General features: G+C 72.8%; 28 protein-coding genes. 14 read left to right on the plus strand and 14 right to left on the minus strand.

Translation table 11 applies throughout. From position 1 onward, the window contains the following. Positions 1-10: 10 nt before the first annotated feature. Entirely contained in the window at positions 11-1108 is a 1098-nt protein-coding gene (locus H8838_RS17975; protein WP_181311996.1) for a PP2C family protein-serine/threonine phosphatase, read from the minus strand. 188 nt (positions 1109-1296) lie between these two features. Between H8838_RS17975 and H8838_RS17980 the strand changes: the two genes are divergently transcribed. The 3 genes from H8838_RS17980 (at position 1297) to acs (ending at position 5420) form a co-directional block, all read left to right on the plus strand. After that, a complete protein-coding gene (locus H8838_RS17980; protein WP_181311997.1) occupies positions 1297-1713 on the plus strand; it encodes a DUF485 domain-containing protein in 417 nt (138 codons plus the stop codon). Continuing rightward, complete coding sequence (locus H8838_RS17985; RefSeq protein ID WP_181311998.1) at positions 1713-3308, plus strand: solute symporter family protein; 1596 nt, start codon at positions 1713-1715, stop codon at positions 3306-3308. The genes H8838_RS17980 and H8838_RS17985 overlap by 1 nt, the downstream gene beginning before the upstream one ends. A 135-nt stretch (positions 3309-3443) precedes the next feature. Further along, entirely contained in the window at positions 3444-5420 is a 1977-nt protein-coding gene (gene acs / locus H8838_RS17990) for an acetate--CoA ligase (protein WP_181311999.1), read from the plus strand. 64 nt (positions 5421-5484) lie between these two features. Here acs and nhaA read toward each other — a convergent pair whose 3' ends face one another. Beyond that, on the minus strand, positions 5485-6894 hold the full coding sequence (nhaA, locus tag H8838_RS17995) for a Na+/H+ antiporter NhaA (protein WP_224766243.1): 1410 nt from the start codon (positions 6892-6894) through the stop codon (positions 5485-5487). A gap of 139 nt (positions 6895-7033) precedes the next feature. Here nhaA and H8838_RS18000 point away from each other — a divergent pair, with 139 nt between their 5' ends. After that, on the plus strand, positions 7034-7435 hold the full coding sequence (locus tag H8838_RS18000) for a phage holin family protein (RefSeq protein WP_181312001.1): 402 nt from the start codon (positions 7034-7036) through the stop codon (positions 7433-7435). Positions 7436-7448: 13 nt separating this feature from the next. Here the strand turns inward: H8838_RS18000 and H8838_RS18005 are convergent, their stop codons facing one another. From H8838_RS18005 to nth, 4 genes are read right to left on the minus strand one after another with little or no spacing between them, the layout of a single operon-like run. After that, positions 7449-8624 carry a MarP family serine protease gene (locus H8838_RS18005; protein WP_185994422.1) on the minus strand — a complete coding sequence of 392 codons (1176 nt, stop codon included), beginning with the start codon at positions 8622-8624 and terminating at the stop codon, positions 7449-7451. A gap of 4 nt (positions 8625-8628) precedes the next feature. Then, positions 8629-9345, minus strand: a complete 717-nt coding sequence (locus H8838_RS18010) for an NUDIX hydrolase (protein WP_181312003.1) — start codon at positions 9343-9345, stop codon at positions 8629-8631. Next, complete coding sequence (locus tag H8838_RS18015; RefSeq protein ID WP_185994421.1) at positions 9342-9899, minus strand: TlpA family protein disulfide reductase; 558 nt, start codon at positions 9897-9899, stop codon at positions 9342-9344. The genes H8838_RS18010 and H8838_RS18015 overlap by 4 nt, the downstream gene beginning before the upstream one ends. Then, positions 9896-10573, minus strand: coding sequence for an endonuclease III (gene nth / locus H8838_RS18020; protein WP_219924369.1), 678 nt, complete (start codon positions 10571-10573; stop codon positions 9896-9898). Before nth ends, H8838_RS18015 begins: the two co-directional genes overlap by 4 nt. 272 nt (positions 10574-10845) lie before the next feature. Here nth and H8838_RS18025 point away from each other — a divergent pair, with 272 nt between their 5' ends. Then, complete coding sequence (locus H8838_RS18025; protein ID WP_181312006.1) at positions 10846-11523, plus strand: Crp/Fnr family transcriptional regulator; 678 nt, start codon at positions 10846-10848, stop codon at positions 11521-11523. A 69-nt stretch (positions 11524-11592) separates the two neighbouring features. Further along, positions 11593-12000, plus strand: a complete 408-nt coding sequence (locus tag H8838_RS20105; RefSeq protein WP_224766244.1) for a sigma factor — start codon at positions 11593-11595, stop codon at positions 11998-12000. Here H8838_RS20105 and H8838_RS18035 read toward each other — a convergent pair. From H8838_RS18035 to H8838_RS18060, 6 genes are all read right to left on the minus strand, one after another. Further along, a complete protein-coding gene (locus H8838_RS18035; RefSeq protein WP_224766245.1) occupies positions 11892-13400 on the minus strand; it encodes an acetyl-CoA hydrolase/transferase family protein in 1509 nt (502 codons plus the stop codon). The two genes, H8838_RS20105 and H8838_RS18035, sit on opposite strands and share 109 nt — an antisense overlap. A 73-nt stretch (positions 13401-13473) precedes the next feature. Next, positions 13474-13848 (minus strand): VOC family protein, encoded by a 375-nt coding sequence (locus H8838_RS18040; protein WP_185994420.1) that lies wholly within the window; start codon positions 13846-13848, stop codon positions 13474-13476. 46 nt (positions 13849-13894) lie between these two features. After that, a complete protein-coding gene (locus H8838_RS18045; RefSeq protein ID WP_181312121.1) occupies positions 13895-14671 on the minus strand; it encodes an MBL fold metallo-hydrolase in 777 nt (258 codons plus the stop codon). A 62-nt stretch (positions 14672-14733) separates the two neighbouring features. Beyond that, positions 14734-15600 (minus strand): NUDIX hydrolase, encoded by an 867-nt coding sequence (locus H8838_RS18050; protein ID WP_224766246.1) that lies wholly within the window; start codon positions 15598-15600, stop codon positions 14734-14736. An 8-nt stretch (positions 15601-15608) separates the two neighbouring features. Continuing rightward, positions 15609-16088 (minus strand): RidA family protein, encoded by a 480-nt coding sequence (locus H8838_RS18055; protein WP_185994732.1) that lies wholly within the window; start codon positions 16086-16088, stop codon positions 15609-15611. Next, positions 16085-16252 carry a hypothetical protein gene (locus H8838_RS18060; protein WP_181312011.1) on the minus strand — a complete coding sequence of 56 codons (168 nt, stop codon included), beginning with the start codon at positions 16250-16252 and terminating at the stop codon, positions 16085-16087. Before H8838_RS18060 ends, H8838_RS18055 begins: the two co-directional genes overlap by 4 nt. 76 nt (positions 16253-16328) lie before the next feature. Here H8838_RS18060 and H8838_RS18065 point away from each other — a divergent pair, with 76 nt between their 5' ends. Genes H8838_RS18065 through H8838_RS18075 form a run of 3 tightly spaced genes read left to right on the plus strand, consistent with a single transcriptional unit; the run spans position 16329 to position 18912 of the window. Beyond that, positions 16329-17486, plus strand: coding sequence for a sensor histidine kinase (locus H8838_RS18065; protein WP_185994419.1), 1158 nt, complete (start codon positions 16329-16331; stop codon positions 17484-17486). Then, positions 17483-18175, plus strand: a complete 693-nt coding sequence (locus tag H8838_RS18070) for a response regulator (RefSeq protein WP_224766247.1) — start codon at positions 17483-17485, stop codon at positions 18173-18175. The genes H8838_RS18065 and H8838_RS18070 overlap by 4 nt, the downstream gene beginning before the upstream one ends. Continuing rightward, the gene (locus H8838_RS18075; protein WP_185994418.1) at positions 18172-18912 is read left to right on the plus strand and encodes a hypothetical protein; all 741 of its coding nucleotides are present in this window, start codon (positions 18172-18174) and stop codon (positions 18910-18912) included. Before H8838_RS18070 ends, H8838_RS18075 begins: the two co-directional genes overlap by 4 nt. A 7-nt stretch (positions 18913-18919) precedes the next feature. Here the strand turns inward: H8838_RS18075 and H8838_RS18080 are convergent, their stop codons facing one another. Next, a complete protein-coding gene (locus H8838_RS18080) occupies positions 18920-19372 on the minus strand; it encodes a hypothetical protein (RefSeq protein WP_185994417.1) in 453 nt (150 codons plus the stop codon). A 141-nt stretch (positions 19373-19513) separates the two neighbouring features. Here H8838_RS18080 and H8838_RS18085 point away from each other — a divergent pair, with 141 nt between their 5' ends. The 5 genes from H8838_RS18085 to H8838_RS18105 all read left to right on the plus strand — a co-directional run bounded on the left by H8838_RS18085 (position 19514) and on the right by H8838_RS18105 (position 25316). After that, on the plus strand, positions 19514-20275 hold the full coding sequence (locus H8838_RS18085) for an ABC transporter ATP-binding protein (protein ID WP_185994416.1): 762 nt from the start codon (positions 19514-19516) through the stop codon (positions 20273-20275). Beyond that, positions 20272-22725: an ABC transporter permease gene (locus H8838_RS18090; protein WP_185994415.1), complete on the plus strand. Its 2454-nt coding sequence runs from the start codon at positions 20272-20274 to the stop codon at positions 22723-22725. Before H8838_RS18085 ends, H8838_RS18090 begins: the two co-directional genes overlap by 4 nt. A gap of 60 nt (positions 22726-22785) precedes the next feature. Then, complete coding sequence (locus H8838_RS18095; protein ID WP_181312017.1) at positions 22786-23286, plus strand: mycothiol transferase; 501 nt, start codon at positions 22786-22788, stop codon at positions 23284-23286. A 41-nt stretch (positions 23287-23327) separates the two neighbouring features. Continuing rightward, complete coding sequence (gene ybaK / locus H8838_RS18100; protein ID WP_185994414.1) at positions 23328-23822, plus strand: Cys-tRNA(Pro) deacylase; 495 nt, start codon at positions 23328-23330, stop codon at positions 23820-23822. Between the two features lie 141 nt (positions 23823-23963). Continuing rightward, on the plus strand, positions 23964-25316 hold the full coding sequence (locus H8838_RS18105; RefSeq protein ID WP_185994413.1) for an MFS transporter: 1353 nt from the start codon (positions 23964-23966) through the stop codon (positions 25314-25316). A gap of 25 nt (positions 25317-25341) precedes the next feature. Here the strand turns inward: H8838_RS18105 and H8838_RS18110 are convergent, their stop codons facing one another. Further along, the gene (locus H8838_RS18110) at positions 25342-26304 is read right to left on the minus strand and encodes a hypothetical protein (RefSeq protein WP_181312020.1); all 963 of its coding nucleotides are present in this window, start codon (positions 26302-26304) and stop codon (positions 25342-25344) included. Positions 26305-26311: the final 7 nt, after the last annotated feature.

The following is a 26311-nucleotide window of genomic DNA, read 5'->3' on the forward strand; positions in this document are numbered from 1 at the left end:
GGAGCGCTGGTCAGCGCTGCAGCGACGTACGCCAGTCGTGCTCCCCCGCCTGGGGGAGGTACTCGTCGCCGGCGGCGGTGTGCTCGAGCAGCAGCACCGCCACGTCGTCGTTGAGCTCGCCGCCGACCGCGTGCGCGCGGACCCCGCCCAGCAGCCGGTCGAGAGCGTCGTCCACGGTGCCCCCGACCAGCAGCGGCGCCACGCTGCGCAGGTCCAGGAACTCTCCGCGGGCGTCTCGTGCCTCGCTCACCCCGTCGGTGTAGAGCAGCAGCCGGTCGCCGGGCTCCCAGGTGAACTCGTGCCGCTCGAAGCTCACCCCGAGCCCCAGCGGCAGGTCCGCGGGGACCTCGATGAACTCGCACGTCCCGTCGGCCCGCACCAGCAGCGGCGGCGGGTGCCCGGCGTTGACCAGCGACGCCCGGCCGGCCTCGGTGGTGTCGATCAGCACCGCGGTGACGAACTCCTCCTCGTCGAAGAACGGCATCAGGTAGCCGCTCATGTCCTCGGCGACCACACCGAGCTCACGCTGCACGGCGGCGGCCTGGCGGAACGCGCGGATCACCCGGGCCGCCTGCTCGATCGCCTCGATCCCCTTGCCCCGCACGTCTCCGAGCAGGAACCGGGTGTGGCTGCGCGAGTGGTAGCAGTCGTACAGGTCCCCGCCCATCACCGCGTCCCGGGCCGCCGACTGGTAGCGCACGGCGATGTCGGTACGCCGGGCGTGGGCCGGCAGCACCGGGAGCACCGCCCGCTGGGCGACCTCCGCGATCGTGGTCAGCCGGAGCACCTGACGCTCGCGGTAGACCCGGAAGGCGGCCACCGCGACCGCGGCCGCACCCATCAGCAGCACGTCCACGACCCGGACCCAGTGCTGGGTGGTGTCGGCGTCCCCGTTCCACCAGCCGGCGGCCACGGCGAGCAGCACGGCCGCGGCCGCGAACAGCGCGGTGACCCGCCCCGGCAGCACCGCGGCGGCGATCAGGGGAGCGAGCGCGAACAACGGGGAGAGCGCCACCGCGGCATCGCGCTGGGCGACGTCCAGGAGCACGAGCACGCCCAACGTCAGGGTGGCCACCGCCGCACCCAGCCACTCGGTCCTGGTCCGCACCTCTCAGCCTTCCGTCGGCCTCCGTGGGCCGTCGGGAGAACGCTACCCGGCGCCGTTCGTCGCGGCGCACCGACCGTTCGTCGATCCGGCGCCTCCGCTGGGCGATGCGTGCACCTCGCAGGCTCGCGCCGGCTCGCGCGCCGGTCCAAGGTGACTCACGTCACACGACCCCCAGGGAGGGAGCCCCCATGAGCACATCCGACCAGGCCGCGCGCCACGATCCGATCTACGACCATCTCGCCGAGCAACCGGAGTTCGCCCGCCTGCGCCACCTTTACCGCCGCTTCATCATCCCCGCCACCGCGGTGTTCATGGGCTGGTACGGCCTGTACGTGGTGATGTCGATGTTCGCGCCCGGCTTCATGAACCACGTGCTCTTCGGCAACATCAACGTGGCGCTGGTCTTCGGGCTGCTCCAGTTCGTCACGACCTTCGGCATCGCCTACCTCTACAGCCAGTACTCCAACAAGCACCTGGACCCGCTGGCCCGCCAGCTCAACGAGGAGTTCGACGCCGACCGGGCGGGCCGCGGAATCACCGGCAGTCCCCGCCCCGGGCACCAGCCCGAGACCGGCCGCGACGGCGCCGAGGAGGCGGACCTCTGATGGACGGCAACCAGATCCTCACCGCCGCGCTCTTCCTCGCGGTGGTCGCGCTCACCGTCGGCATCACCTTCTGGGCGAGCCGGCAGACCTCGGGCGCGGCCGACTACTACGCCGGCGGCCGCGGCTTCTCCGGCTTCCAGAACGGGCTGGCGATCGGCGGCGACTACATGTCGGCCGCCTCGTTCCTCGGCATCTCCGGAGCGATCGCGCTCTACGGCTACGACGGCTTCCTCTACTCGATCGGCTTCCTGGTCGCCTGGCTGGTGGCGCTGCTGCTGGTCGCCGAGGTGCTGCGCAACTCCGGCCGCTACACGATGGCCGACCAGCTCGCCTACCGGATGCGGCAGACCCCGGTGCGGACCGCGGCCGCGGTGAGCACGGTCGCGGTCTCGATCTTCTACCTGCTGGCCCAGATGGTCGGCGCGGGCGCCCTGGTCGCGCTGCTGCTCGGCGTGGAGGGCGGCTGGGTGAAGAACCTGACGATCTTCGTGGTCGGCGCGCTGATGATCTTCTACGTGACCGTCGGCGGGATGAAGGGCACCACCTGGGTGCAGATCGTCAAGGCGGTGCTGCTGATGACCGGCTCGGCGCTGATCGTGGTGCTGGTGCTGATCAAGTTCGACTTCAACATCTCCGACCTGCTGGGTGCGGCGGCCGCCAACAACGGGGCCGGGCAGGCGTTCCTCGAGCCGGGCCTGCGGTACGGCGCCGACCTGACCAGCAAGATCGACTTCATCTCCCTCGGGCTGGCCCTGGTGCTCGGCACCGCGGGTCTGCCGCACATCCTGATCCGCTTCTACACCACCCCGACCTCGCGGGACGCCCGCAAGTCGGTGCTCTGGGCGATCGGACTGATCGGCACCTTCTACCTCTTCACCCTGGTGCTGGGCTTCGGCGCGGCCGCGCTGATCGCCCCGGACGACTTCGACGCCGCGGGCAACCTGGCCGCACCCAGGCTCGCCGAGGTGGTGGGTGGCGGGGTCGGCTCCACCGGCGGGGCGATCCTGCTGGCGCTGATCGCGGCGGTCGCCTTCGCCACGATCCTCGCGGTGGTGGCCGGGCTCACGCTGACGTCGTCGATGTCGGTGGCGCACGACATCTACAACTCGGTGATCCGCAAGGGGCAGGCGACCGAGGCGGAGGAGATGAAGGTGTCGCGGATCGCGGCCGCCGTGATCGGCCTGGTGGCGATCCTGCTGGCGATCCCGGCGCAGTCGCTCAACATCGCCTTCCTGGTCGCCCTGGCCTTCGCGGTGGCGGCCTCGGCGAACCTGCCGGCGATCCTGTTCAACATGTTCTGGCGGGGCTTCAACACCCGCGGGGCGGTGTGGAGCATCTACGGCGGCCTGATCTCGGCGGTCGGCCTGGTGATCTTCTCGCCGGTCTTCTCCGGCTCGGAGACGGCGCTCTTCCCGGACGCCGACTTCGCCTGGTTCCCGCTGCAGAACCCGGGCATCGTCTCGATCCCGCTGGGCTTTCTGCTCGGCTTCATCGGGTCGATCACCTCGCGTGAGCCCGAGGCGGCCGAGCGCTACACCGAGCTCGAGGTCCGCGCCCTCACCGGCGCGGGCGCCGAGCGGGCCGTCGTGCACTGAGACACCCTGCGGGGCGGCGTACGACGGGAGCAGCCCTCCCACCTCTCGTACGCCGTCCCGCGGGATCTGGGTACATTCGTCGCGACGAGACCTCGGTCACAGTCCACCCCTTCCCACACACAGGAGTCCCCTCTCATGGCTGACGACACGCTGTCGAACCTGCTCCAGGAGAACCGCCGCTTCGAGCCGCCCGCCGACCTCGCCGCCTCCGCCAACGTCACCGCGGAGGCCTACGAGCGGGCGGACGCCGACCGCGAGGCCTTCTGGGCCGACGCCGCCGAGCGCCTCGACTGGGGCCAGAAGTGGGACCAGGTCCTCGACTGGAGCAACCCGCCCTTCGCCAAGTGGTTCACCGGCGCCACGATCAACGCCTCGGTCAACTGCGTCGACCGGCACGTCGCGGCCGGCCGCGGCGACAAGGTCGCCCTGCACTGGGTCGGCGAGCCCGCGGACGACACCCGCGACCTGACCTACGCCCAGCTCCAGGACGAGGTCTGCAAGGCCGCGAACGCGCTCACCGAGCTCGGCGTGCGCAAGGGCGACCGGGTGGCCATCTACATGCCGATGATCCCCGAGACCGTGGTGGCGATGCTCGCCTGCGCCCGGCTCGGAGCGCCGCACACGGTCGTCTTCGGCGGGTTCTCCGCCGACGCGCTCGCCTCGCGGGTCAGCGACTGCGAGGCGAAGGTGATCATCACCGCCGACGGCGGCTACCGCCGGGGCAACGCCTCCGCGCTCAAGCCCGCCGTCGACGAGGCCGTGGTCAAGGCCGAGGCGCAGGGCCAGCAGGTGGAGAAGGTGCTGGTCGTGCGGCGTACCGGCCAGGAGGTCGACTGGGACGAGACCCGCGACGTGTGGTGGCACGACGTCGTCGACGCCGCCTCGACCGAGCACGAGGCCGAGCTGCACGACTCCGAGCACCCGCTCTACGTCATGTACACCTCCGGCACCACCGGCAAGCCCAAGGGCATCCTGCACACCACCGGCGGCTACCTGGTGGGGACGTCGTACACGCACTGGAGCGTCTTCGACCTCAAGGCCGACACGGACGTCTACTGGTGCACCGCCGACGTCGGCTGGGTGACCGGCCACTCCTACCTGGTCTACGGACCGCTGGCCAACGGCGCCACCCAGGTGATGTACGAGGGCACCCCCGACTCCCCGCACAAGGGCCGCTGGTGGGAGATCGTGGAGAAGTACGGCGTGACCATCTTCTACACCGCGCCCACCGCGATCCGGACCTTCATGAAGCAGGGCGACGACATCCCGGCGAAGTTCGACCTCTCCTCGATCCGGCTCCTCGGCTCGGTCGGTGAGTCGATCAACCCCGAGGCCTACATGTGGTACCGCAAGCACATCGGCGCCGAACGGGCACCGATCGTCGACACCTGGTGGCAGACCGAGACCGGTCAGATCATGATCTCCCCGCTGCCGGGCGTCACCGCCGGCAAGCCGGGGTCGGCGATGAAGGCGCTGCCCGGCATCTCGGCCGACGTGGTCGACGACGAGGCGAAGTCCGTGCCGAACGGGTCCGGCGGCTACCTCGTGCTCAAGGAGCCGTGGCCGGCGATGCTGCGCACGATCTGGGGCGACGACCAGCGGTTCAAGGACACCTACTGGTCGCGCTGGCCCGGGTTCTACTTCGCCGGCGACGGCGCCAAGAAGGACGAGGACGGCGACATCTGGCTGCTCGGCCGGGTCGACGACGTGATGAACGTGTCCGGGCACCGGCTCTCCACCACCGAGATCGAGTCCGCCCTGGTCTCCCACCCCAAGGTCGCCGAGGCGGCCGTGGTCGGGGCCGCGGACGACACCACCGGTCAGGCGGTCTGCGCGTTCGTGATCCTGCGCGACGCCGCCGGCGACGGCGGGGCGGACATCGTCAACGAGCTGCGCACCCACGTGGCCAAGGAGATCGGCGCGATCGCCAAGCCCCGCCAGGTGATGATCGTGCCCGAGCTGCCGAAGACCCGCTCGGGCAAGATCATGCGCCGCCTGCTCAAGGACGTCGCGGAGAACCGGGAGGTCGGCGACGTCACCACCCTGGCCGACTCCACGGTGATGGACCTGATCAAGCAGAAGGAGTCCGGCGCGGCCGCCTCGGAGGACTGAGCCGACGCTGCTCACGGACCGCCCGCACGCCCCTCGTCCCGCACGGGACGAGGGGCGTCGTGCGTCAGACCCGGGCCTCGCCCTCGGGGTCCGGCTCCAGCTCCGCCTCGGCGTCCTTGGGCGAGAGGACCAGCAGCAGCACCACACCGATCACCGCGGCGATCACCGAGGCGCCGAGGATGCCGACCTTCGCCTCCTCGGTCAGCAGCTCGGCACCGGGGAAGGAGAGCCCGGCGATGAACAGGCTGACGGTGAACCCGATGCCGGCGACCGCGCCGAGGCCGCCGATCATCGGCCAGGTGGTGTGCTCGGGCAGCCGGCCGAGGCCGATCTTCACCGCCAGGAAGCTGAACAGCAGGATGCCGATCGGCTTGCCGAGCACCAGGCCGGCCACGATGCCCAGCGCGATGTCGGACTGGACCGCCTCGCCCAGCACGCCGCCGCCGAGGTTGACCCCGGCGTTGGCGAGCGCGAAGACGGGGAGCACGACGTACGCCGAGAGCGGGTGCAGCGAGGTCTGGAGGCGCTCCACGACCGGCACCGACTCGTTGAGCAGGAACCGGAGCCGGCTCAGCTCCTCGGGGTCCAGCCGCTTGTCGGCGAGCGCCTCCTGGGCGTAGGTGCGGGAGACGTCCTCACGCAGCAGCGCCACCGCGGGGGTGATCAGGCCGATCGCGACGCCGGCCAGGGTGGCGTGCACGCCGGACTCGAGCATCGCGAACCAGAGCAGCACGCCGACCACGGCGTAGGCCCAGATCGCCCAGATCTTCAGCGCGCGCATCGCCACCATGACCAGCAGCAGCACCCCGGCCAGCGCCAGCCAGCCCAGGGCGAGGTCCTCGGTGTAGAAGACGGCGATCACGATGATCGCGCCGATGTCGTCGACGATCGCCAGGGTGAGCAGGAAGAGCCGGGCAGCCGACGGGATCCGTCGTCCGAGCACCCCGAGCACGCCGACCGCGAACGCGATGTCGGTGGCCATCGGGATGCCCCAGCCCGAGGAGCCGTCGCCGCCGCCGACGACGGCCAGGTAGATCACGGCGGGCACGACCATCCCGCCGAAGGCCGCCACGATCGGCAGCGCGGCCGACTTCGGGTCGCGCAGGTCGCCGTTGACCAGCTCGTACTTGATCTCCAGGCCGACCACGAAGAAGAAGATGACCATCAGGGCGTCGTTGACCCAGTGCTGCAGGCTCTCGGAGAGCTCGACGATCCCCAGGTCCAGGGTGATCGGGGTGTGCCAGAACGAGTCGTAGGAGGCGGCGGCCGGTGAGTTGGCCCAGATCAGCGCCGCCAGGGTGGCCAGCAGCAGCAGGATCGAGCCGGAGGCCTCGATCCGCAGGAAGTCGCGCAGCGGTCGAGCCACCAGCCGGGCCAGCGGACGGTCGCTGATGCTGTAGATCGGGCCGGAGGCCCAGACCTGGTCGTCCGGGTTTCGGCCGTGCTCGGGGGAGGAGTTGTCGTTCGCGCTCACGCAGAGGGCCCTTTCGGGGGGTCGGGAACAGCCTTCCACCGGCCGGTCGGCCGGTGAGCCGACCAGACTTCCCGGCACACCAGGGGCCAGCGTACCAACGCCACTGGGAGGCCTCCCGCGGGTTGTGTAGGGTCGCGCCATGGCAACCGAACCGGTCAAGGACACCGATCCGACCATCGGCCGACTGATCAGCGACGCGAGTCGCGACATCTCCACCCTGATCAACAAGGAGATCCAGCTCGCCAAGAGCGAGCTGAAGGTCAGCGTCAAGGCCGGTGGCACCGGCATCGGGCTCTTCGCCGGTGCCGCATTCCTCGGCCTGCTGGCCGTCATCATGCTCTCGGCGACGATCGCCTACTTCCTGCACTGGAACGGGCGCGGCCTGGACCTGCACTGGGCGTTCCTGATCGTCACCCTGGTCTACCTCGCGATCGGCGCGCTGCTGGGGTTCCTCGGCTACCGCAAGGTCCGCCAGGTCAAGGCGCCGCAGCGGGCGATCCACCAGGCGCAGGAGACCAAGGACATCCTCAAGCGCGGCTGACCGCTCAGCCCGGTCAGCCCGCGCAGGTGCCGGTGTCCACCGGGTCGCTGCTGCGCACGCCCAGCGCCGCGCTCTCGGCGACCTGCTCCGAGGTGACCGCGTAGCCGGTCTCGACGTCGGAGACGGAGGCGGCGAAGACCACGCCGACCACCTGTCCGTCGGAGTTGACCACCGGGCCGCCGGAGTTGCCGGGACGCACCTGGGCGCGGAGCGAGAGCACCTCGCGGATCACCGCCCCGTTGCCGTAGATGTCGGGCGAGCGCAGCCGCTGCTCGGAGCGGATCCGCCCGCTCTGCACGTCGTAGGGGCCGTCCTGCGGGTAGCCCAGGACGGCGATCGCCTCACGCGGCTCGGACTCCAGGTCGAAGGCGAGCGTCGGCAGGCCCTCGGCGGCGAAGGCGAGCACCGCGACGTCCAGGTCGGGGTCGTAGTGGACGACCGTCGCCGGGACGGCGCCGCCGGGCAGCACCACCTCCGGCTCGTCGACCCCGGCCACCACGTGGGCGTTGGTCATCAGCCGCCCCGGCGCGTAGAGGAAGCCGGTGCCCTCGACGCCCCGCCCGCACTCGTTGCTGCCGTAGACCTTGAGCACCGCCGGCTCGGCGGCGACCACGTCCGGGTCCTGGAGCATCCGGGCGTCCCCGGGCTCGACATCGACGATCCGCTCGGGGGCGAACGGCTCCAGGTAGCGGGGGAAGAACGTCGTCCCGACGACGTTGTTGAACGCCTGCAGCACCCGGTCCGCCCCGTCCGGGAGCGTCCGGTCCACCCGGGCCAGCACCTCCGAGCTGCGCACCAGCGGGGTGATCGCGCCGATCCGGGAGCCGGAGATCGCCACGCCCAGCGCCCAGGCCACCACCAGGACGGCGGCTGCGCTGAGCGCGGCGCCGCCCACCGCGTCGACCGCGCGCACGGGCTGCCAGGTGATCACGTCCCGGATCCGGGCGCCCAGGTACTGCAGCAGCGCCTGGCCGGCCGAGGCGCTGAGGATGACGATCAGCAGCGCCCCCAGCGAGACCCAGAGCGAGGGGGCCGCGTCGCCCAGGGCGACCGGCGCCAGCCAGACCCCGAGCAGGCCACCGAGGAGCAGTCCGGCGGTGGCGAAGGCGCCGGTGATGAAGCCTTGCCAGTAGCCGGAGAGCGCGTACGTGGCTGCGATGACCAGGAGGACCCAGTCCAGGACGTTCACGCGACTACTCCCGCAGGTTGGTGTTGGGCGCGAGGTCGGCCCGTGCCTGCTCACCTTGCAGCATGCGTGCCGGAAGTTCGCGCATCTTGGACCTGTCCCACTCCGTGCCCCACCCGAGGAACTCGAAGAGCCGCGAGATGATCCCGGCGGTGAACCCCCACAGGATGAGCTCTTTGTCCTCGCCGATGAGGAAGCCGGGGCCGACCCAGCCCGACGGGTGGCGGACGCTGATCCGGTGGGCGGGGTCGAGGAGCTCGGAGATCCGCTCGTGGTGGATGGCGTGCACCTCGTCGGGGCTGACCACGCTCACCTCGCCGCGGTCGCGCCAGTAGCCGAGCACCGGGGTGACGGCGAAGTTGGCCGGGGGCAGCCACAGCTCGGGGAGCTCCCCGAAGACCTCGACCTCGGCGGGCGCCAGCCCGATCTCCTCCCAGGCCTCGCGCAGGGCCGCCTCGACGACCGTCTCCCCGGGGTCGATGTGCCCGCCCGGGAAGGAGACCTGCCCCGGCTGGCTGCGCATGTGGTGGGCGCGCTCCGTGAGCAGCACCTCCGGTTCGCCGTCGTCGCCCTCGGCGAAGACCATCAGCACGGCACCGCGCCGCGGGTCGCTGTCGGGCGGCACCACGAACCGGGTCAGGTGGTCGGCGGTGACCTCCCCGCAGCGCTCCACCACCGGGTGCAGCCAGGTCGGGAACCGGCTCAGGTCGGGACTCTCGGTCATGCCACCCCCAGGTGGGTCTCGACGAGCTCCTCGAGCTGGGCCAGGTCCTTGATCTCCAGGAACTGCCACTCCACCACGCGTCCCTCCGCGTCGACGAAGGCCCAGAACGGCAGGCCGCGCAGGTGCGGGAAGGGGGCGGCCCGGTCCAGCACACCGTCCTGGTCGACGTAGAGGGGGTAGGTCACGCCGGTCTCCTGCACCAGGTCGCGCGCGGCGTCGGTCTGCACGTCCTGGAAGTCGATCCCGACCACCTCGACCTCGCCGGCGTGCTTCTGGGCGAACTCCTCGAGGATCGGCATCTCGCGCCGGCACGGACCGCACCAGGAGGCCCAGAAGTTGACCACGGCGGGCCCGCGCAGCTCGGCCAGGTCGAGCGGCTCGCCGCCGTCGAACCCCTCGAGCTCGACGTCGGGCAGCGGGGCCGGCAGGGTGGCCGCCTGGCTGCCGCCGGACGAGCCACTGTTCGAGCCGTCGTCACTCGTGCACCCCGCGACCAGCCCGAGCAGCAGCGCGGCCGTCAGCGCGGCGACCGAGCGCCGGATGGCAGCCCTCACGCCGGCCCCTGCGTCTTGACCAGGGCGGCCGCGACGATCGGGTCGGTGGGCCCCTCGCCGTACGACGGGCAGAGCTTGGCCACCGGGCACGCGCCGCAGGCCGGCTTCTTGGCGTGGCACCGCCGGCGCCCGTGCCAGATCACCCGGTGCGACAGCATCGTCCAGTCCTTCTTCGGGAACAGCGCGGCCACGGCGTGCTCGACCTTGACCGGGTCGGTCTCGGTGGTCCAGCCGAAGCGGCGGGCCAGCCGGCCGAAGTGCGTGTCGACGGTGATCCCCGGGATGCCGAACGCGTTGCCGAGCACCACGAAGGCGGTCTTGCGGCCCACGCCCGGCAGTGTGACCAGGTCCTCGAGCCGGGGAGGGACCTCGCCGTCGTACCGCTCGACCAGCGCCGCGCTCAGCTTGAGCAGCGCCTCGGTCTTGGCCCGGAAGAAGCCCAGGGGGCCGACGATCTGCTCCAGGTGCTCGCGGGGCGCTGCGGCCATCGCCTTGGGGTCCGGGTACGCCGCGAACAGGGTGGGACGCACCGCGTTGACCCGGCGGTCGGTGGTCTGCGCGCTGAGCACGGTGACCACCAGGAGCTGGAACGGGTCGTCGAAGTCGAGCTCGCAGGCGGCGTCGGGGTAGGTCTCGGCGAGCACCCGGTCGATCTTCCGGGCCCGGCGCACCAGCGCGGTGTCGGGCTTCTCCGACGCGGCCGCAGGGCCGGGTCCTGAGCGGGGTCGGGCGGACGGAGTACGGGCGGCGGGCACGCGCCCAGGGTACGTGGCGACGCCGACAGCACCTCTGGGACCGCGGGCGCGCGTCTACCAGGGGCAGGCCCGAGCGGGCGTCGATGCACCCACTTCTCCCCCTGTGACCCCCACCACGGCTAGGATCGAGGGTGACACCTGTTCAGCGGACGGTTTCTGGGACGAGCCGCACACCTTCCGGAGGATTTCTCGTGGACAACGACGTGCTGCGACAGGCACCACTCTTCAGCAGTCTCGACGACGAAGCCGCCGGGGCCCTGCGCAACTCGATGGCCGAGACCCGGCTGCGCCGCGGCGAGGTCCTCTTCCACGAGGGCGACTCCGGTGACCGGCTCTACATCGTGCTCGAGGGCAAGGTGAAGCTCGGCCGCTCGGCCGCCGACGGCCGGGAGAACCTGCTCGCCGTGATGGGCCCCGGGCAGATGTTCGGCGAGCTCTCCCTCTTCGATCCCGGCCCGCGCTCGGCGACGGTGACCGCCGTGACCGACGCCGCGTTCGCCTCGCTGAGCCACGACGACCTGCTCAAGTGGCTCGACGGCCGCCCGATGGTGGCCCGCGGGCTGCTGTCCCAGCTGGCTGGCCGGCTGCGCAAGTCCAACGACGTCGTCTCCGACCTGGTCTTCTCCGACGTCCCCGGCCGGGTGGCCAAGGCGCTGCTCGACCTGGCCGACAGGTTCGGCCGCACCGCCGACGACGGGGTGCACGTGCACCACGACCTCACCCAGGAGGAGCTCGCCCAGCTGGTCGGCGCTTCGCGCGAGACGGTCAACAAGGCGCTGGCCGACTTCGCCTCCCGCGGCTGGATCCGCCTGGAGCCGCGCTCCGTGGTGATCATGGACGTCGAGCGCCTGGGCCGCCGCTCCCGCTGAGGAACTTCTCGGCCGCACAACCCCCCGGATGCGCCCTCCGGCGCGTCTTGAGTGGTGAAGGGGGTGGCGATGCGCGCCGACGAGCAGCAGTTCCACGAGTTCGTGGCCGCGCGTTCGCGCGCCCTGGGCCGGACGGCGTACCTGCTCACCGGTGACCACCACCTCGCCGAGGACCTGCTGCAGACCGCGCTCCTCCAGGTGGCCCGGCACTGGGAGCGGATCGACGGTCACCCGGAGGCCTACGCACGCCGGGTTCTCTACACCCAGAACGTCTCCTGGTGGCGCCGCAAGCGGTTCGCCGAGCGGTCGCTCGAGTCGTACGACGACCGACCGGTCGCCGCTGCCGACCCGACGCCGGACCCGCTAGCTCACATGCTCCCGGTGTCCAGGTACCTCTGGTGCCAGCTCAGCGCTTCGGAGAGCAGGTGCGGGGTGTGCCGCGCGGTGGGCCGGGCGGCGATCGCGCGGTCCATGTAGTCCGTCAGCCGGTCGCGGTACGTCGGGTGCGCGCAGTTCGCGATCACCTTGCGCGCGCGGTCGTGCGGGGAGAGCCCGCGCAGGTCGGCGAGTCCCTGCTCGGTGACGATCACGTGCACGTCGTGCTCGGTGTGGTCGACGTGGCTGGCCATCGGCACGATCGAGGAGATCGCTCCGCCCTTGGCGGTCGAGGGCGAGACGAAGAAGTTGAGGTAGGCGTTGCGGGCGAAGTCGCCGCTGCCGCCGATCCCGTTCATCACCGCGCTGCCCATCACGTGGGTGGAGTTCACGTGGCCGTAGATGTCGGTCTCGATCATCCCGTTCATCGCGATCACGCCGAGCCGGCGGACCAGCTCGGGGTGGTTGGAGATCTCCTCGCTGCGCAGCAGGATCCGGCCCTTGTAGTGGTCGATCCCGTCCATGAACCGCTTCACCCCGGCGTCCGAGAGCCCGAACGAGGTCGCGGAGGCGAAGCGCAGGGTGCCGTCGTCGAGCAGGTCGAGCATCCCGTCCTGGATCACCTCGGTGAACGCCACCAGGTCGCTGAACTCGCTGCCGCCCAGGCCCGCCAGCACGGCGTTGGCGACGTTGCCCACCCCGGACTGGATCGGCAGCAGCTCGGGCGGCATCCGGCCCGCCGAGACCTCGTGACGCAGGAAGTCGAGCACGTGCCCGGCGATCGCCTCGGAGACGGCGTCCGGAGCGGTGAAGTCGCTGTTGCGGTCCGGGGCCCGGGTCTCCACCACCGCGACCACCTTGGCCGGGTCGACCCGCAGGTAGGGCTCGCCGATCCGGTCGGTGGGGTCGTCCAGCGGGATCGGCACCCGGTGCGGTGGCAGCGCCGTCTTGTAGTAGACGTCGTGGAAGCCTTCGAACTCGCGTGGTTGCCAGGAGTTGACCTCGAGGATCACCTTGTCGGCCTGGTCCAACCAGGTCTTGTTGTTGCCGACCGAGCTGCTCGGCACCAGCATCCCGCCGGGCAGGACGGCGGTCACCTCCACCACGGCGACGTCGAGCCGGCCGTAGAAGCCGAACCACATGTACGGCGCGGAGTGGCTCAGGTGGGCGTCGACGTAGTCGACCTCGCCGGCATTGATCAGGGCGCGCAGCGTGGGGTCGGAGTTGTAGGGCAGCCGCTGGGAGATCGCGTGTGCGTCAGCCAGCACGCCGTCGGCGTCCGGCGCGGTGGAGGCGCCGGTCCACAGGCCGATCTTGAACTCCTCGCCCCGCTCCCGGGCGGCCAGGACCCGCTTGGCCAGCGCGGTCGGCACCTCCTTGGGGTAACCGGCGCCGGTGAAGCCGCTCATCCCCACGTTGTCGCCAGGGTTGATGTGGGCGGCCGCCTCCTCGGCGGTCGTCACACGGGCCAGCAGGTCGGGGTCGGTGATCCGGGAGCTCACGCCCGTGATCATCGCAAACGCGCGGAGACGGGGACGATGCGGTCCTCCGGTCGGCTTCAGCGGACACCCTGCCTCAGGCACCCGCCGGCGACCACACGGCGAGCTCGTTGCCGCTGGGGTCGTGGAAGTGGAAGCGCCGACCACCGGGGAAGTCGTAGGGCCCGATCGCGATCTCCCCGCCCGCGATCCGGACGGCCTGCAGGCTGCCGTCGAGATTGTCGGAGAAGAGGATCGGCAGCGGCCCTCCGGACGTCGCGTCGGGATCGAGGCGGAAGCCGCCGATCTCGTCCTCGCCGTCGCCGCCCTTGATCCCGACGTAGTCGGGGCCGGGGCCGTAGTCGGTGAACTCCCAGCCGAAGGCCGCGCCGTAGAACGCCTTGGCGGCTGCCAGGTCGTCGACGGGAAGCTCGAGGTAGTCCAACCGGTGGTGCTTCGTGCTCTCTCCCATGGGCCGGAGCATGGCACGCACCGCCGACAGCGCGCGCCGTCCCGGCCTAGCGGATCTGCTCGACCAGGTAGGCCAGCTGGGCCCGCACCGAGAGCTCCGCGGCGCCCCACAGCACGGGGTCGACGTCCGCGTAGACCCGCTCCACCACGCTGCGCGGGGTCACGGTCGCTCCGCTGCCGGGGGCGAGGTCCAGCTCGGACAGGGCACGGGCCAGCGTCGGCTGGTCGGCCAGGGCGAGCAGCGCCTGCTCCACCTGCGCGAGGCGGTCGCGGCGGTGGGCCCGGTAGAGGTCCAGGGCCGCCAGCGCGTCGGTGATCACCGGGCCGTGGCCGGGCCAGATGGCCTGCGCCTCGCGGGCGTCGGCCAGCGCGTGCAGACGGTCCAGGGAGTCCAGGTAGGCGCCGAGCTGCCCGTCGGGGTGCGCCACCACGGTGGTGCCCCGGCCCAGCACGGTGTCGCCGGTGAGGATCGCCCGCTCGGCCGGGACCAGGAAGGAGAGCGAGTCGGCGGTGTGCCCGGGCGTACCGACCACGTGCACCTCGAGCCCGTCGACCTCGACCACGTCGCCGTCCGCCAGGCCCTCGGAGCCGAGCCGGTGCGCGGGGTCGAGGGCCCGGACCCCGCAGCCCATCCGCTCCGCGAACTCCTTGGCCGCCTCGCTGTGGTCGAGGTGGTGGTGGGTCAGCAGCACCACGCCGACCTGGCCGGCCTGCTCGGCCACCTCGTCGAGGTGGCTGAGGATCGACGGCCCGGGGTCGACCACGACCGAGCGCGCGGCGCCCGGCTCGCGCAGCACCCAGGTGTTGGTGCCGTCGAGGGTCATCACGTTGGGGTTGGGTGCCAGCACGCACCTCGCGCGCTCGCCGAACCCGCCGCCGGCCCAGGTCACGGACCGCTCCGGCCGACCCGGCGCAAGTGCTCGGCGAGCAGGTCGACGTAGTCCGGGTGGGTGGAGAGCGTCCACTCCTCCCCGTCCGCCTGGAGCGCGGGGGTGAACATCTCCACCGTGCGCCCGCGGGAGGCGGCCAGCACCTCGTCGGGGTCGGCGTAGCGCGAGATGTCCAGGCAGGTGAGCCAGGTCGGCGGCATCATGCCGATCTCCTGGGCCTCCACCCGGCGTACGGCCTCGGAGCCCGCGACCCAGCGCACCGAGGAGGCCTCGGTGCCGACGTGCCGGGTCACCTGGCCCTCGGGCAGCGAGGCGACGAAGAACCAGGTGCGGTAGCGACGGGGCTCGAACTCCGGCGTCAGCCACCCCGACCAGGCGCCGAGCAGGTCGGTGCGCAGCACCAGCCCGCGGCGGACCAGGAAGTCGCTGAAGTGCAGCTCGCGGCTCTCCAGGGCGACCCGGTCGGCCTCCCAGTCGTCGCCCGTGGTGTCGCCCACGACGCTGTCGGGCGAAGGCCCCGCGAGCAGCACCCCGGACTCCTCGAAGGTCTCCCGGACCGCGGCGCAGACCAGCGCGCGAGCCTGGTCCTCGTCGACCGCGAGCCGGCTGGCCCACTCGGCCGGCGACGGGCCGGCCCAGGCGACCTCGGGATCGTCGTCGCGGGGGTCGACCCCACCACCGGGGAAGACGCACATCCCGCCGGCGAACGCCATCGAGGTCTGTCGGCGGAGCAGGTAGAGGTCGGGCTCACCGTCGCCGGGACGCATCAGCACCACGGTGGCCGCGTCCCGCGGCTCGACCGGGGTCGCGTCTCCGTCGCGGTAGCGCATGGCGTGCTCGACCAGTCGCTCGGGCAGAGGCATCCGCACGCTCAGGCCTCCGGGGTCTGCGCCGCGATCTCGACCATGATCTCGACCTCGACCGGAGCGTCCAGCGGCAGCACCGGGACGCCGACCGCGGAGCGGGCGTGCACGCCGGCGTCGCCGAAGACCCGGCCGAGCAGCTCGGAGGCGCCGTTGGCGACCTGCGGCTGGCCGGTGAAGTCGGGGGTGGAGGCGATGAAGGCCACCACCTTGACCACCCGGACCACCCGGGAGAGGTCCCCGACCTCAGCCTTGACCGCGGCGATCGCGTTGAGCGCGCACTGCTGCGCGCACTCGGTCGCCACCTCCGCGCTGACCTGGTCGCCGACCTTGCCGGTGGCGATCAGCGCGCCGGAGCGCATCGGCAGCTGACCCGAGGTCAGCACCAGCGACCCGGTCCGCACCGCCGGCACGTACGAGGCGACGGGGGCGACCACCTCGGGGACGGTCAGGCCGAGCTCGGCGAGCCTCTCCTCGGGGTGCATCAGAGCGAGCTTCCGCCGAGGGGGCGCTTGAAGAAGCCGACGTAGTTGTCGGGCGTCGGGCCGGGCATCAGCTGGACCAGCTCCCAGCCGTCCTGCCCGAAGTTGTCCAGGATCTGCTTGGCGGCGTGGTTGAGGATCGGCGCCGTGAAGTACTCCCACTTGTTCATGGGGGGACCATACTCGGCGCCAGGATCCTCCCCTGGTCTGACGTACGAGGCCTGCGCGCGGGCTACCTTGGCGACCATGCAGCACCCGAGCCCCCGCGCGCCCTGGCAGCTGGGACCACGCGGTCGGCGCTACTTCGACCGGCTGCTGGTGGCGGGGCTGCTCCTTCCCGTGCTGGTGATCGCGGTCGCGGGGACCGACCCCTGGTGGACGATCCTGGGGTTCGCGCAGATCGTGCCACTGCTGTGGCGGCGCAGCCGCCCGCTTGCTGCCTTCGCCGCCGTGGCGCTGGCCTCGGCGTGCCAGGTGCTGGTGATCGACTCCCCCATCTGGAGCCAGCTGGCGTTCCCGGTGGCGGTCTACTCGGCGGCCCGCTTCGGGACCGCGGCCGGAGCCTGGACGGCGCTCGGCGTCAGCGTCCTCGCGGCCGCCGTGGCGACCGTCGACTGGAGCTCCTCGCTGAGCCTGACCTGGGCCAGGCTGCTGCCCAACTTCCTCAGCATCAGCGCGATCGTCATCACCTCGTGGGCGCTGGGCACCGTGGGCCGCACCCGCGAGGCGCACGTGGCCACGTTGCTCGACCGCGCCGAGCAGGCGGAGCGGATCGCCGAGCGCGAAGTGCAGCTCGCCGCCCAGGACGAGCGCTCGCGGATCGCCCGGGAGATGCACGACGTGGTCGCCCACGGTCTGTCGGTGATCGTGGTGCAGGCCGACGGCGCCCGGTACGCCGCGGCGAAGGACCCCGACGTGGCCGTGCGGACGCTGGAGACGATCGGGGTCACCGGCCGCGAGGCCCTCACCGAGATGCGCCGGCTCCTCGGGCTGCTCCGCTCCGGGGACTCCGGGGTCCGCCCGCAGCCGGGGCTGGGCGACCTGCCGCATCTCCTCGACGAGGCGCGGGCGGCCGGGATGGATCTCGAGGCGAAGCTCCCCGACCCCGAGCAGGCCGCGTCGGTGCCCGAGGGCGTCGGACTGGCGGCGTACCGGATCGTCCAGGAGGCGCTCACCAACGTCCGCAAGCACGCCGGGCCGGCGGCCGCGGTCCGGGTCGCTGTCGAGGTCGGACGCGAGGTGCTGCTGGAGGTCTGTGACGACGGACGCGGCGCCGCCGCGCCCCCAGGGGACGGCCACGGCCTGGTCGGGATGCGGGAGCGGGCCGCCGTGCACGGCGGGTCGGTGCAGGCGGGTCCGGCCCCTGGTGGCGGGTTCACGGTGCGTGCGAGGATCCCCCGGTGAGCTCTGAGCACGAGTGGACCGGTGTGCCCGGGGCCCCGATCCGGGTCTTCCTCGTCGACGACCAGCAGATGGTCCGGGCCGGCTTCCGGATGCTGGTCGACAGCCAGGACGACATGGTGGTCGTCGGCGACGCGGGCGACGGCGGCGAGGCGCTCCAGCAGCTCGCCGTGACCGCCGCCGACGTGGTGCTGATGGACGTGCGGATGCCCCGGATGGACGGCGTCGAGGCGACCCGTCGGCTGCTGGCCCGGCCCGAGGCCCCGCGGGTGATCGTGCTGACCACCTTCGACCTCGACGAGTACGCGTTCGCCGCGATCCGCGCCGGTGCCTCGGCGTTCCTGCTCAAGGACGCCACCCCGCCGGACCTGCTCGGCGCGATCCGGGCGGTGCACCGCGGAGACGCGGTGGTGGCCCCGAGCACCACCCGCCGGCTGCTCGACCACTTCGCCGCGCTGCCCGAGCCGGGCAGTGCGCCGACCGACGACCGGCTCGCCGCGCTCACCGAGCGGGAGCGCGAGGTGCTCATGCTGGTGGCCCAGGGCCGGACCAACCCGGAGATCGCCGCGGACCTGGTGGTCGCCGAGACGACGGTGAAGACCCACGTGGGCCGGATCCTCGCCAAGACCGGGTCCCGGGACCGGGTGCAGCTGGTGGTCCTGGCCTACGAGACCGGTCTGGTCAGCGCGTGAGCGTCGCGGCGCCGGTGTCGGCCCCGGCTCCGGCACCGGTCGGCGCCGAGGCCCCTGTCGGCCGGCCGGTGCGGTGGCTGGCGCGGCTGCTGCTCGCGGGCTGGGTGGTGACCCTGGTCTGGCTCAGTCTCGTGGCGCTCCGGCCGGCCACGCTCGCGGACCTCGAGGCGGACCTGCGGGCCGGCGAGGTCGAGACGCTCGAGGTGGTGGGCGGGCTGGCCCCGCAGTCGCGCGGTTACTCCACCGTCGAGCTGCGCTGGCGCTCGGGCTGGGGCCGGCAGGCGGCGACGGCGGTGGAGGCGACGCCGGGACGGCAGGCCACGCTGGCCCGGAGCGGCACGCCGTTGGACGACTGGGGCGCCCGGGTCCCCGTGGTCGAGCCGGGCCTGGCGGACCGGCTGGCCGCTCTCGACGCCGACGTGCGGGTCGTCGAGGTGGACCGCCCGTCCAGCCACGGCACCCTCTTCGGCTGGCAGACCCCGATGGAGTCGTTCTGGGTGCTGCTGGTGCTCTGGCTGACCACCTTCACCGTCCTGGCGTGGCACGAGCACCCGCAGCGAGCGACCCGGGCGGCGTGGGCCTGGCTGGTGCTGCTGGGGGCTCCGCTGGGTCCGGTCGCCTACCTCGTGCTCGGTGGCCCGGCCGGGCTGCTCCGGCCGCCCGCCCCCGGGAGCCGGCGGCTCACCGAGGGCTGGGCGCTGCTGCTCGCCCTCCTGCTGCCCCCCACTGCTCGCTGAGTCCCGCTCAGGCGGGGGCGTCGCCCGGGTCCGGCGTCACCTCGACCTGCTCCTCGGGGGCGGCCGTCACCTTCTTCTCCGCTTCGCGCTGCTCGCCCCACTTCTCCAGGGCGCTCATCCCCAGCGTGAGCAGCGTGCCGCCCACGGCGAGCGCCACCCGGGGGCGCTTCATCCCGCGGCGCTCGAGCCAGCCGACGGAGGCGGTGTCCAGCTTCTCCGCGCCGCGCCAGGTGGCGTAGACCGTCCCGGCGATCCCGCCGGCGATCGCCGCCCGGACCGGCGGCGGCAGCAGCTCGTCCTCCTCCATCTGGCCCGTGGCGACATAGCCGCCGACGCCGACGAAGGCGGTCGCGGAGAGCCGGTACGCCCGGCGCATCCTGGGCGAGAGTCGTTGCGGGTCGATCAGGGTGGCGGCCCCGGTCACGAGGGCCATGGCGACGTCGTTGCGACTGAGCAGCATGGCCCGAGGCTACCGACCACGGCCAGCCGTCTCCGTCCTCCCCTGGTCGTACGCCGACCCGGCGGCCTCCGCCCCTCGGCGTACGCCGGGTTCGGTCCCCGGGCCGACGGAAACGGCCCGGCGCGACGGCAGTCTGGTCACATGACCACCACCGACCTCGCGGGCAACGCCCGCACCGGCCTCGCAGCCACCGCCCGCGGCCTCACCAAGACCTACGGACACGACGACCACGCGGTGCACGCGCTGCGCGGGGTCGACCTCGACCTGCCCGCGGGCCGGTTCACCGCGATCATGGGCCCCTCGGGCTCCGGCAAGTCGACGCTGATGCACTGCCTGGCCGGGCTCGACGCGGCCACCAGCGGCACCATCTCGGTGGCCGGGCGCGACCTGGCCGGGATGGACGACACCGCCCTGACCCTCTTCCGCCGCGAGCACATCGGCTTCGTCTTCCAGGCCTTCAACCTGCTGCCGATGCTCACCGCCGGCCAGAACATCCTGCTCCCGCTCGAGCTGGCCGGGCGGCCGGTCGACCGGGAGCGCTACGACTCGGTGGTCGGCGTGCTCGGCCTCGCCGACCGGCTCGGCCACCTGCCCAGCCAGCTCTCCGGCGGGCAGCAGCAGCGGGTGGCGATCGCCCGCGCGCTGGTCACCCAGCCCGACATCGTCTTCGCCGACGAGCCCACCGGCAACCTGGACAGCGAGGCCAGCGCCGAGGTGCTCGGCCACCTGCGCCGTTCGGTGCGCGAGCTGGGGATGACCGTGGTGATGGTGACCCACGAGCTGGACGCCGCGGCGTACGCCGATGACGTCGTGGTGATCCACGACGGGGCGATCAGCGCCCACCTGGCCGAGCCCGGCCAGGACGAGCTGGTCACCGCGCTGCGCCGCCGGACCGCCCGATGAGCGGGTCGCTGCTCAACCGCGGGATGCGCACGGTGCTGCTGGCCTCGCTGCGCCGGCACACCCGCCGCTACGTCGCCTCCGCGGTCGCCGTGGTCATCGGCGTCACCTTCATCATGGTCACCAGCGGCGTCTCCAGCGCGATGCGCGAGGGGCTGACCGCGGACGTCGGCGCCCCCTACGAGGGGGTCGACGTGGTCCTCGGCTACGTGGGGAACGAGGACGCGGCCACGCTGATGGACCACGCGCGCCAGCAGGGGATCCCGGCGGCCACCCGCGGCTACGCGACGGAGCAGGTCACCCGCGACGGGGTGAACCTGGGCGACGACGTCCGGATCTCCGAGGCGCCGCTCGAGGAGAGCCTGCAGTGGCTCGACCTCGTGGCCGGCCGCCAACCGACCGCACCCGGCCAGGGGGTCGCCGACCACAACGCGGCCAAGCAGAACGGCGTGGCGGTGGGCGACACCGTGGTCGTCGGGTCGGGCCCCGACACCGTCGAGGTCGAGGTGGTCGGCCTGGTCGACACCCCGGCCATGACCGGCGCTTCGCTCTACCTCCCGTGGGCCGACCTGAGCCGGTTCGACGAGTCCCTGTGGATCGAGGCGATCGCGTGGGGCGGCACCGCCGAGCAGGCCCTCGCGGTCGTCGACGACGAGGCTGTGGACGTGTGGGCCACCGCCGACTACGTCGCCGACCAGCAGGCCCAGATCGTCCGCGGCGTCGACTACCTGGCGATCATGGCGCTGCTCTTCGTGGCGATCGCCCTCTTCGTGGCGGTCATGGTCATCGCCAACACCTTCTCCATCCTCTTCGCCCAGCGGATGCGCGACTTCGCGCTGCTGCGCTGCGTCGGCGTGACCCGCCGCCAGCTGCGCCGGTCGGTGCGCCTGGAGGCGCTGGTGCTGGGACTGGTCTCCTCCACCCTGGGCGTGCTGGTCGGGATGGCCGCCGGGACCGGGGTGGTGGCCCTGGTCGGGATCTGGTTCGACGCGATCGGCTCGCCGGCGTTCGGGCTGCCGTGGGTGCTGGGCAGCATCGCGGTGGGCACCGCGGTCACCGTCGCGGCCGCCTGGCTGCCCACCCGGGCCGCGACCCGGGTGGCGCCGCTCGCCGCACTGCGCCCCGACACCGGCGTCGAGGTGGCCTCCCGCGCCGGGGTGCTGCGACTGCTCCTGGCCGGGCTCGCCCTGGTCGGCGGGGTCGCCCTGCTCGCCCTGGCGATCGACCGCGGCGACCTCGTGGTGATGCTGGCCGGCGGCACCGTGACCTTCCTCGGCGTCCTGCTGCTCGGCCCGGTGCTGGTGCCGGCGCTGATCCGGCTCGCCGGCCGGCTGCTCGGCGACGGACCGGTACGTCGGCTCGCCACCGGCAACGCGGTGCGCAACCCCCGGCGTACGGCGACCACCGCGGCCTCGCTGCTGGTGGGGGTCACCCTGACCACGGCCGTGCTCACCGGGCTGCACAGCTCCCGGACGATCGTCGACGAGGAGATGGACCTCTCCAACCCGCTGGACTCCGCGCTCCTCGCGGTCGACCAGCCGTTGGCCGACGACGTCGCCACCCGCGCGAAGGCGCTGACCGGCGTCGAGGAGGCGCTGCTGCTGCCGGGCACGACGGCCCGGCTGGCCGGGGCCCCCGACGAGGTCACCCTGGTGGGGGTCGCCGACGCCGCGGCCGTGGCCCGCGACGCCTCCCGCCTCTCCCCCGCCGACGGCGTGATCCACCTGCCGTACAAGGTCACCAACTCCTTCGACGAGCAGGCCATGACGCAGTGGACCGAGGAGGGCACCGTCACCGTCCGGGTCGACGGGCGCGACCGGGTGCTCGACGTGGAGACCGGCACCGGGTGGGGACAGGCCGGCCTGGTCTCGGCCGCGACCCTGGCCTCGCTGACGCCCGACACCGTCCCCTCCGCGCTCTGGGTCCGGGCCGCCGACGGCGCCGACGCCGAGGACCTGCGCGGCGACCTGGCGGTGCTGGCCTCCGGCACCGGCGCGGACCTGCTCGACGGCTACTCCGAGCGCACCTGGGTCGGGCAGCAGATCGACATCCTCACCGGCGCGGTGGTCGGGCTGCTGGGGATCGCGGTGCTGATCGCGCTGGTCGGGATCGCCAACACCCTGGGCCTCTCGGTGCTCGAGCGGGGCCGGGAGAACGCCCTGCTCCGGGCGATGGGGCTGACCCGCGGCCAGCTGCGGCGGGCGATGGCCACCGAGGGCCTGCTGCTCTCGATGGTGGCCACGGTGCTCGGCACCGCGATCGGCCTGGCCTTCGCCTGGGTGGCGGTCCAGGTGATGGTGGGCCAGGTCACCCAGGAGGTGGCGTTCTCCGTCCCGGCGCTCCAGCTGGCCGCCGTGGTGGCGGTGGCCGCGCTCGCCGGGCTGGCGGCCTGCGTGCTGCCGGCGCGGCGCGCCTCGCGGGTGGCGCCGGCCGCCGGGCTGGCCATGGAGTAGCGGTCGCTTGCCCGATCTGGGGGCTGGTGAGGGGACGGGTGCAGGTCTACGGTGCGGAGGATGTGGACCGCACTCGTCCCCGACCTCTTCACCCGCACCCACGAGTCCTGGCACGACCACCTGGGCGGCCTGCCGCCCGGGATGCTGCTGGCCCGGCCCGGGCCGGAGGCCAACCCGGTCGGGTGGATCGCCTGGCACGCGCTGCGTGTGCAGGACGACCACCTGGCCGACCTGGTCTCCGGCACCCAGGTCTGGCACCAGGGTTGGGCCGACCGGTTCTCGCTCCCCTACGACCGGGACGCGATCGGCTACGGCCAGAGCACCGAGGAGGTCGGCCACTTCCAGGCCGACTCCGCGCTGCTGCTCGGCTACGCCGACGCGGTGCACGCCCGGACCCTGGAGATCGTGGCGCAGCTCGGTGACGACGACCCGGAGCGGATCGTCGACGAGCGCTGGGACCCGCCCGTCACCCTCGGCGTCCGGCTGGTCAGCGTGGTCAACGACGTCACCCAGCACGTCGGCCAGGTCGGCTACGCGCTGGGCATCCTCGCCACTCACTGACCGTCGGCCCCGCATCCCGTCCCCGGCCGTAGCCTGGGGGCATGGCGAGGAAGGCGGGTGGTGGCACCCCCGCGACCGAGGTGCTGGAGGCGGCGGGCGTCGCCTTCAGCCTCCACCCCTACGAGCACGACCCGCGGGCGGCGTCGTACGGCATGGAGGCCGCGGAGGCGCTCGGCGTCGACCCCGCGCGGGTCTTCAAGACGCTGGTGGTCGACGTCGGCTCGGACCGCCCCGAGCTGGCGGTCGGCGTCGTCCCGGTCGCCGCTCGCCTCGACCTCAAGGCGATCGCCGGTGCGCTGGGCAGGAAGAAGGCGACGATGGCCGACCCGGCCGCCGCGTCACGCAGCAGCGGGTACGTCGTGGGCGGCATCTCCCCCCTCGGCCAGCGGACCCTGCTGCCCACCGTGGTCGACGAGAGCGCGATCCTGCACGAGACCATCCTGGTCTCCGGCGGCCGTCGCGGCCTCGACGTGGAGCTCGCCCCCGACGACCTGGTCACGCTGCTGGGTGCGTCGTACTCCCCCATCGCCCGCTAGTCCCGCCCGCCCCACGAATCCCCGCCTGTGCGGGGTTCCCGTGGGTTGGCACGCGCTGTATCCCCCGCCAACTCCCAGTTTCCCCGGCTGTGCGGGGATCCCTACGCCGGACCGCCTCCGCCCCAGACCTAGCATCATCCGGTGAAGACGACCGAGCAGCCGACGACGGGCGGGATCCTCTCCCCGACTTACCTGGCCACCACCGTGGCTGCGTTCTCCCTGATCGCCATCGTCGCGTTCGAGTCCCTCGCGGTCACCACCGTGATGCCCGACGTCGCCCAGCAGCTCGGCGGGGTGGGGCTGTACGCGCTGGCCTTCGCTGCCCCGCTGGCCAGCGGCGTCGTGGGCATGGTGATCGCCGGGATGTGGAGCGACCGGAGCGGCCCGACGGTGCCGCTGCTGACCGCGCTGACCGCGCTGTCCTTCGGACTCGTCGCCTGCGGGCTCGCACCCACGATGGAGGTGCTGGTCGCCGGGCGGATCCTGCAGGGGCTGGGCGGCGGCGCCGCGACGGTCGTCCTGTACGTCGTGGTCGGACTGGTCTACCCACGCCGGCTGCAGCCCTCGATCCTGGCCAGCTTCGCCGCGGCCTGGGTGCTGCCCTCGCTCTTCGGCCCCTACCTGGCCGCGCTGATCGCGGACGCGTTCGGCTGGCGCTGGGTCTTCCTCGGGGTGGTGGCGCTGATCGGTCTCGCGCTGGTCACGCTCACCCCCACCCTGCGCACCGTGCCCTCGGGCGTCGAGGAGGCCGACCCGCCCCAGCTGGCGCGGCTGGGGTGGGCGGTCGTGGCCGGCGCCGCCGTGCTCGGGGTCAAGCTGCTTGACTCCTCGTTGTGGCTGGCCGGCGGCTGCCTGGTGCTCGTGCTGTTCAGCCTCTCCCGGCTGATGCCGCCCGGCACGGTACGACTCCGGCGCGGACTGCCGTCGGTGATCGCCACCCGCGGGCTGCTCAGCGCCGGGTTCTTCTGCGCCGAGGCCTACATCGTCTTCGTGCTCCAGGAGCGGTGGGGCATCGCCGCCGCGACCGCGGGCCTGGCGCTCACCGGGGTCGGGGTGGTCTGGGCGCTGGCCAGCCAGGCCCAGGCCCGGCTGCCGAAGATCTCCCACACCCGCGCCCTGGTCACCGGCACCTCGGTGGTGCTGCTGGGCATCACGCTGCTCACGGTCGTGGTCTGGCTCGAGGCGCCCGCGCCGCTGGCGATGGCGGCCTACGTGCTGGCCGGTGCCGGCATGGGCTTCGGCTTCCCCCGCCTGGGCGTGGCGATGCTCGAGCACTCCTCGGACCGCGACCGGGGCGCCAACTCCTCGGCGCTGGCGGCCGCGGACTCGCTCAGCGCCGCACTGGCGCTGGCGATCACCGGCGTGGTCTTCGCCCGCACCGAGGCCGCCGGCTGGGACGCGTTCGTGGCGGTCTACCTGGTCGCGATCCTCTGCTCCGCGGGCGCGGTGGCGGCCGCCTCGCGGACCGCGTCGCACGAGCCCGTACGCCGCTGAGCGGCAGGGCTCAGGAGGTCAGGGCTCAGGAGGTCGTGGGCCGGGTGCACTCCAGGTCGGAGCAGGCCACCACGACACTCCTCCCGTCCTCGTCCTCGACGTGCAGCAGGACCCGGCCGTCGGTGTCCCACTCGGCGTAGTCGAGCGAGTCGGGGTAGCGCACCGCGTAGCGCAGCACCCGCTTGCCGCGGATCGTGCGGACCCTCGCGGACGTCCCGTCGAGGGTGGCCCGCATCAGCACCGACCGGCCGTCGGCCGAGAAGTCGTCCACGGAGGCGCCGCAGTTTCGCCACAGCTCCTTGCCGGAGCCGATCTTGGCGATCACGGTGCAGCCGCCGCTGTACTGGTCGGCGTCGTCGGTGTGCCGCGCATAGAGTCCGGCGGCGAGGTCGGCGATGTAGGCGCTCTGGTTGCTGAGCCGCTTGATCCGGCCGGCCCGGTGGAACCACAGATGGGTACCGCCGAGGGACCCACCGACGCCCCCGAGCAGGACGCGCCGCTCGTCGACCCCGAGGGCCCAGACCCCCTCGTTCACCGTCCGGCGCGCCCGCACGCGACCAGTGCGGGCGTCCAGCACCTGCACCTCGGTGCGGAAGCGGACCAGCCGGCTGGTGGTCAGCAGGCTACCGTCGGCCGAGAGTTGCGAGCCGTCGACACCCTTGGCCAGCGTCCGGCGCTTCCCGTCGCGGGTGACCCGCAGTACGTCGACGACGTTGCCGCGGTACTCCTCCACGATGTACGCCCGGCCCGTCCGGCCCACGACCAGGATGTCGGCCGGGACGCGGATCCGCACGTCACCGTCGACCAGGGTGCGTCGCCCCTCCAGGTGCGGTCCGCTGATCGGCGGACCGGGCGGCAGCTCCCCGACCGGGGAGACCAGCACGGGGGACTCCGGCGGCGGTGCCGCCGCAGGGACCGGGGCGGCCAGCGCGCCGGCGAGCAGCGCGGGCGGGGCGAGCAGGGCGACGACGCGCAGGAGGCGGCTCATACCTGGC

Origin of the sequence: Nocardioides campestrisoli (genome assembly GCF_013624435.2) — a bacterium.
Classification (GTDB): Bacteria; Actinomycetota; Actinomycetes; order Propionibacteriales; family Nocardioidaceae; genus Nocardioides; species Nocardioides campestrisoli.

Excerpts from the sequence above, each read along its gene's own strand:
- H8838_RS17980 (WP_181311997.1), top strand. The coding sequence starts at position 1,297 with ATGAGCACATCCGACCAGGCCGCGCGCCACGATCCGATCTACGACCAT.
- H8838_RS17985 (WP_181311998.1), top strand. The coding sequence starts at position 1,713 with ATGGACGGCAACCAGATCCTCACCGCCGCGCTCTTCCTCGCGGTGGTC.
- acs (WP_181311999.1), top strand. The coding sequence starts at position 3,444 with ATGGCTGACGACACGCTGTCGAACCTGCTCCAGGAGAACCGCCGCTTC.
- H8838_RS18000 (WP_181312001.1), top strand. The coding sequence starts at position 7,034 with ATGGCAACCGAACCGGTCAAGGACACCGATCCGACCATCGGCCGACTG.
- H8838_RS18010 (WP_181312003.1), bottom strand. The coding sequence starts at position 9,345 with ATGACCGAGAGTCCCGACCTGAGCCGGTTCCCGACCTGGCTGCACCCG.
- H8838_RS20105 (WP_224766244.1), top strand. The coding sequence starts at position 11,593 with ATGCGCGCCGACGAGCAGCAGTTCCACGAGTTCGTGGCCGCGCGTTCG.
- H8838_RS18040 (WP_185994420.1), bottom strand. The coding sequence starts at position 13,848 with ATGGGAGAGAGCACGAAGCACCACCGGTTGGACTACCTCGAGCTTCCC.
- H8838_RS18045 (WP_181312121.1), bottom strand. The coding sequence starts at position 14,671 with ATGACCCTCGACGGCACCAACACCTGGGTGCTGCGCGAGCCGGGCGCC.
- H8838_RS18050 (WP_224766246.1), bottom strand. The coding sequence starts at position 15,600 with ATGCCTCTGCCCGAGCGACTGGTCGAGCACGCCATGCGCTACCGCGAC.
- H8838_RS18060 (WP_181312011.1), bottom strand. The coding sequence starts at position 16,252 with ATGAACAAGTGGGAGTACTTCACGGCGCCGATCCTCAACCACGCCGCC.
- H8838_RS18065 (WP_185994419.1), top strand. The coding sequence starts at position 16,329 with ATGCAGCACCCGAGCCCCCGCGCGCCCTGGCAGCTGGGACCACGCGGT.
- H8838_RS18080 (WP_185994417.1), bottom strand. The coding sequence starts at position 19,372 with ATGCTGCTCAGTCGCAACGACGTCGCCATGGCCCTCGTGACCGGGGCC.
- H8838_RS18085 (WP_185994416.1), top strand. The coding sequence starts at position 19,514 with ATGACCACCACCGACCTCGCGGGCAACGCCCGCACCGGCCTCGCAGCC.
- H8838_RS18090 (WP_185994415.1), top strand. The coding sequence starts at position 20,272 with ATGAGCGGGTCGCTGCTCAACCGCGGGATGCGCACGGTGCTGCTGGCC.
- H8838_RS18095 (WP_181312017.1), top strand. The coding sequence starts at position 22,786 with ATGTGGACCGCACTCGTCCCCGACCTCTTCACCCGCACCCACGAGTCC.
- ybaK (WP_185994414.1), top strand. The coding sequence starts at position 23,328 with ATGGCGAGGAAGGCGGGTGGTGGCACCCCCGCGACCGAGGTGCTGGAG.
- H8838_RS18110 (WP_181312020.1), bottom strand. The coding sequence starts at position 26,304 with ATGAGCCGCCTCCTGCGCGTCGTCGCCCTGCTCGCCCCGCCCGCGCTG.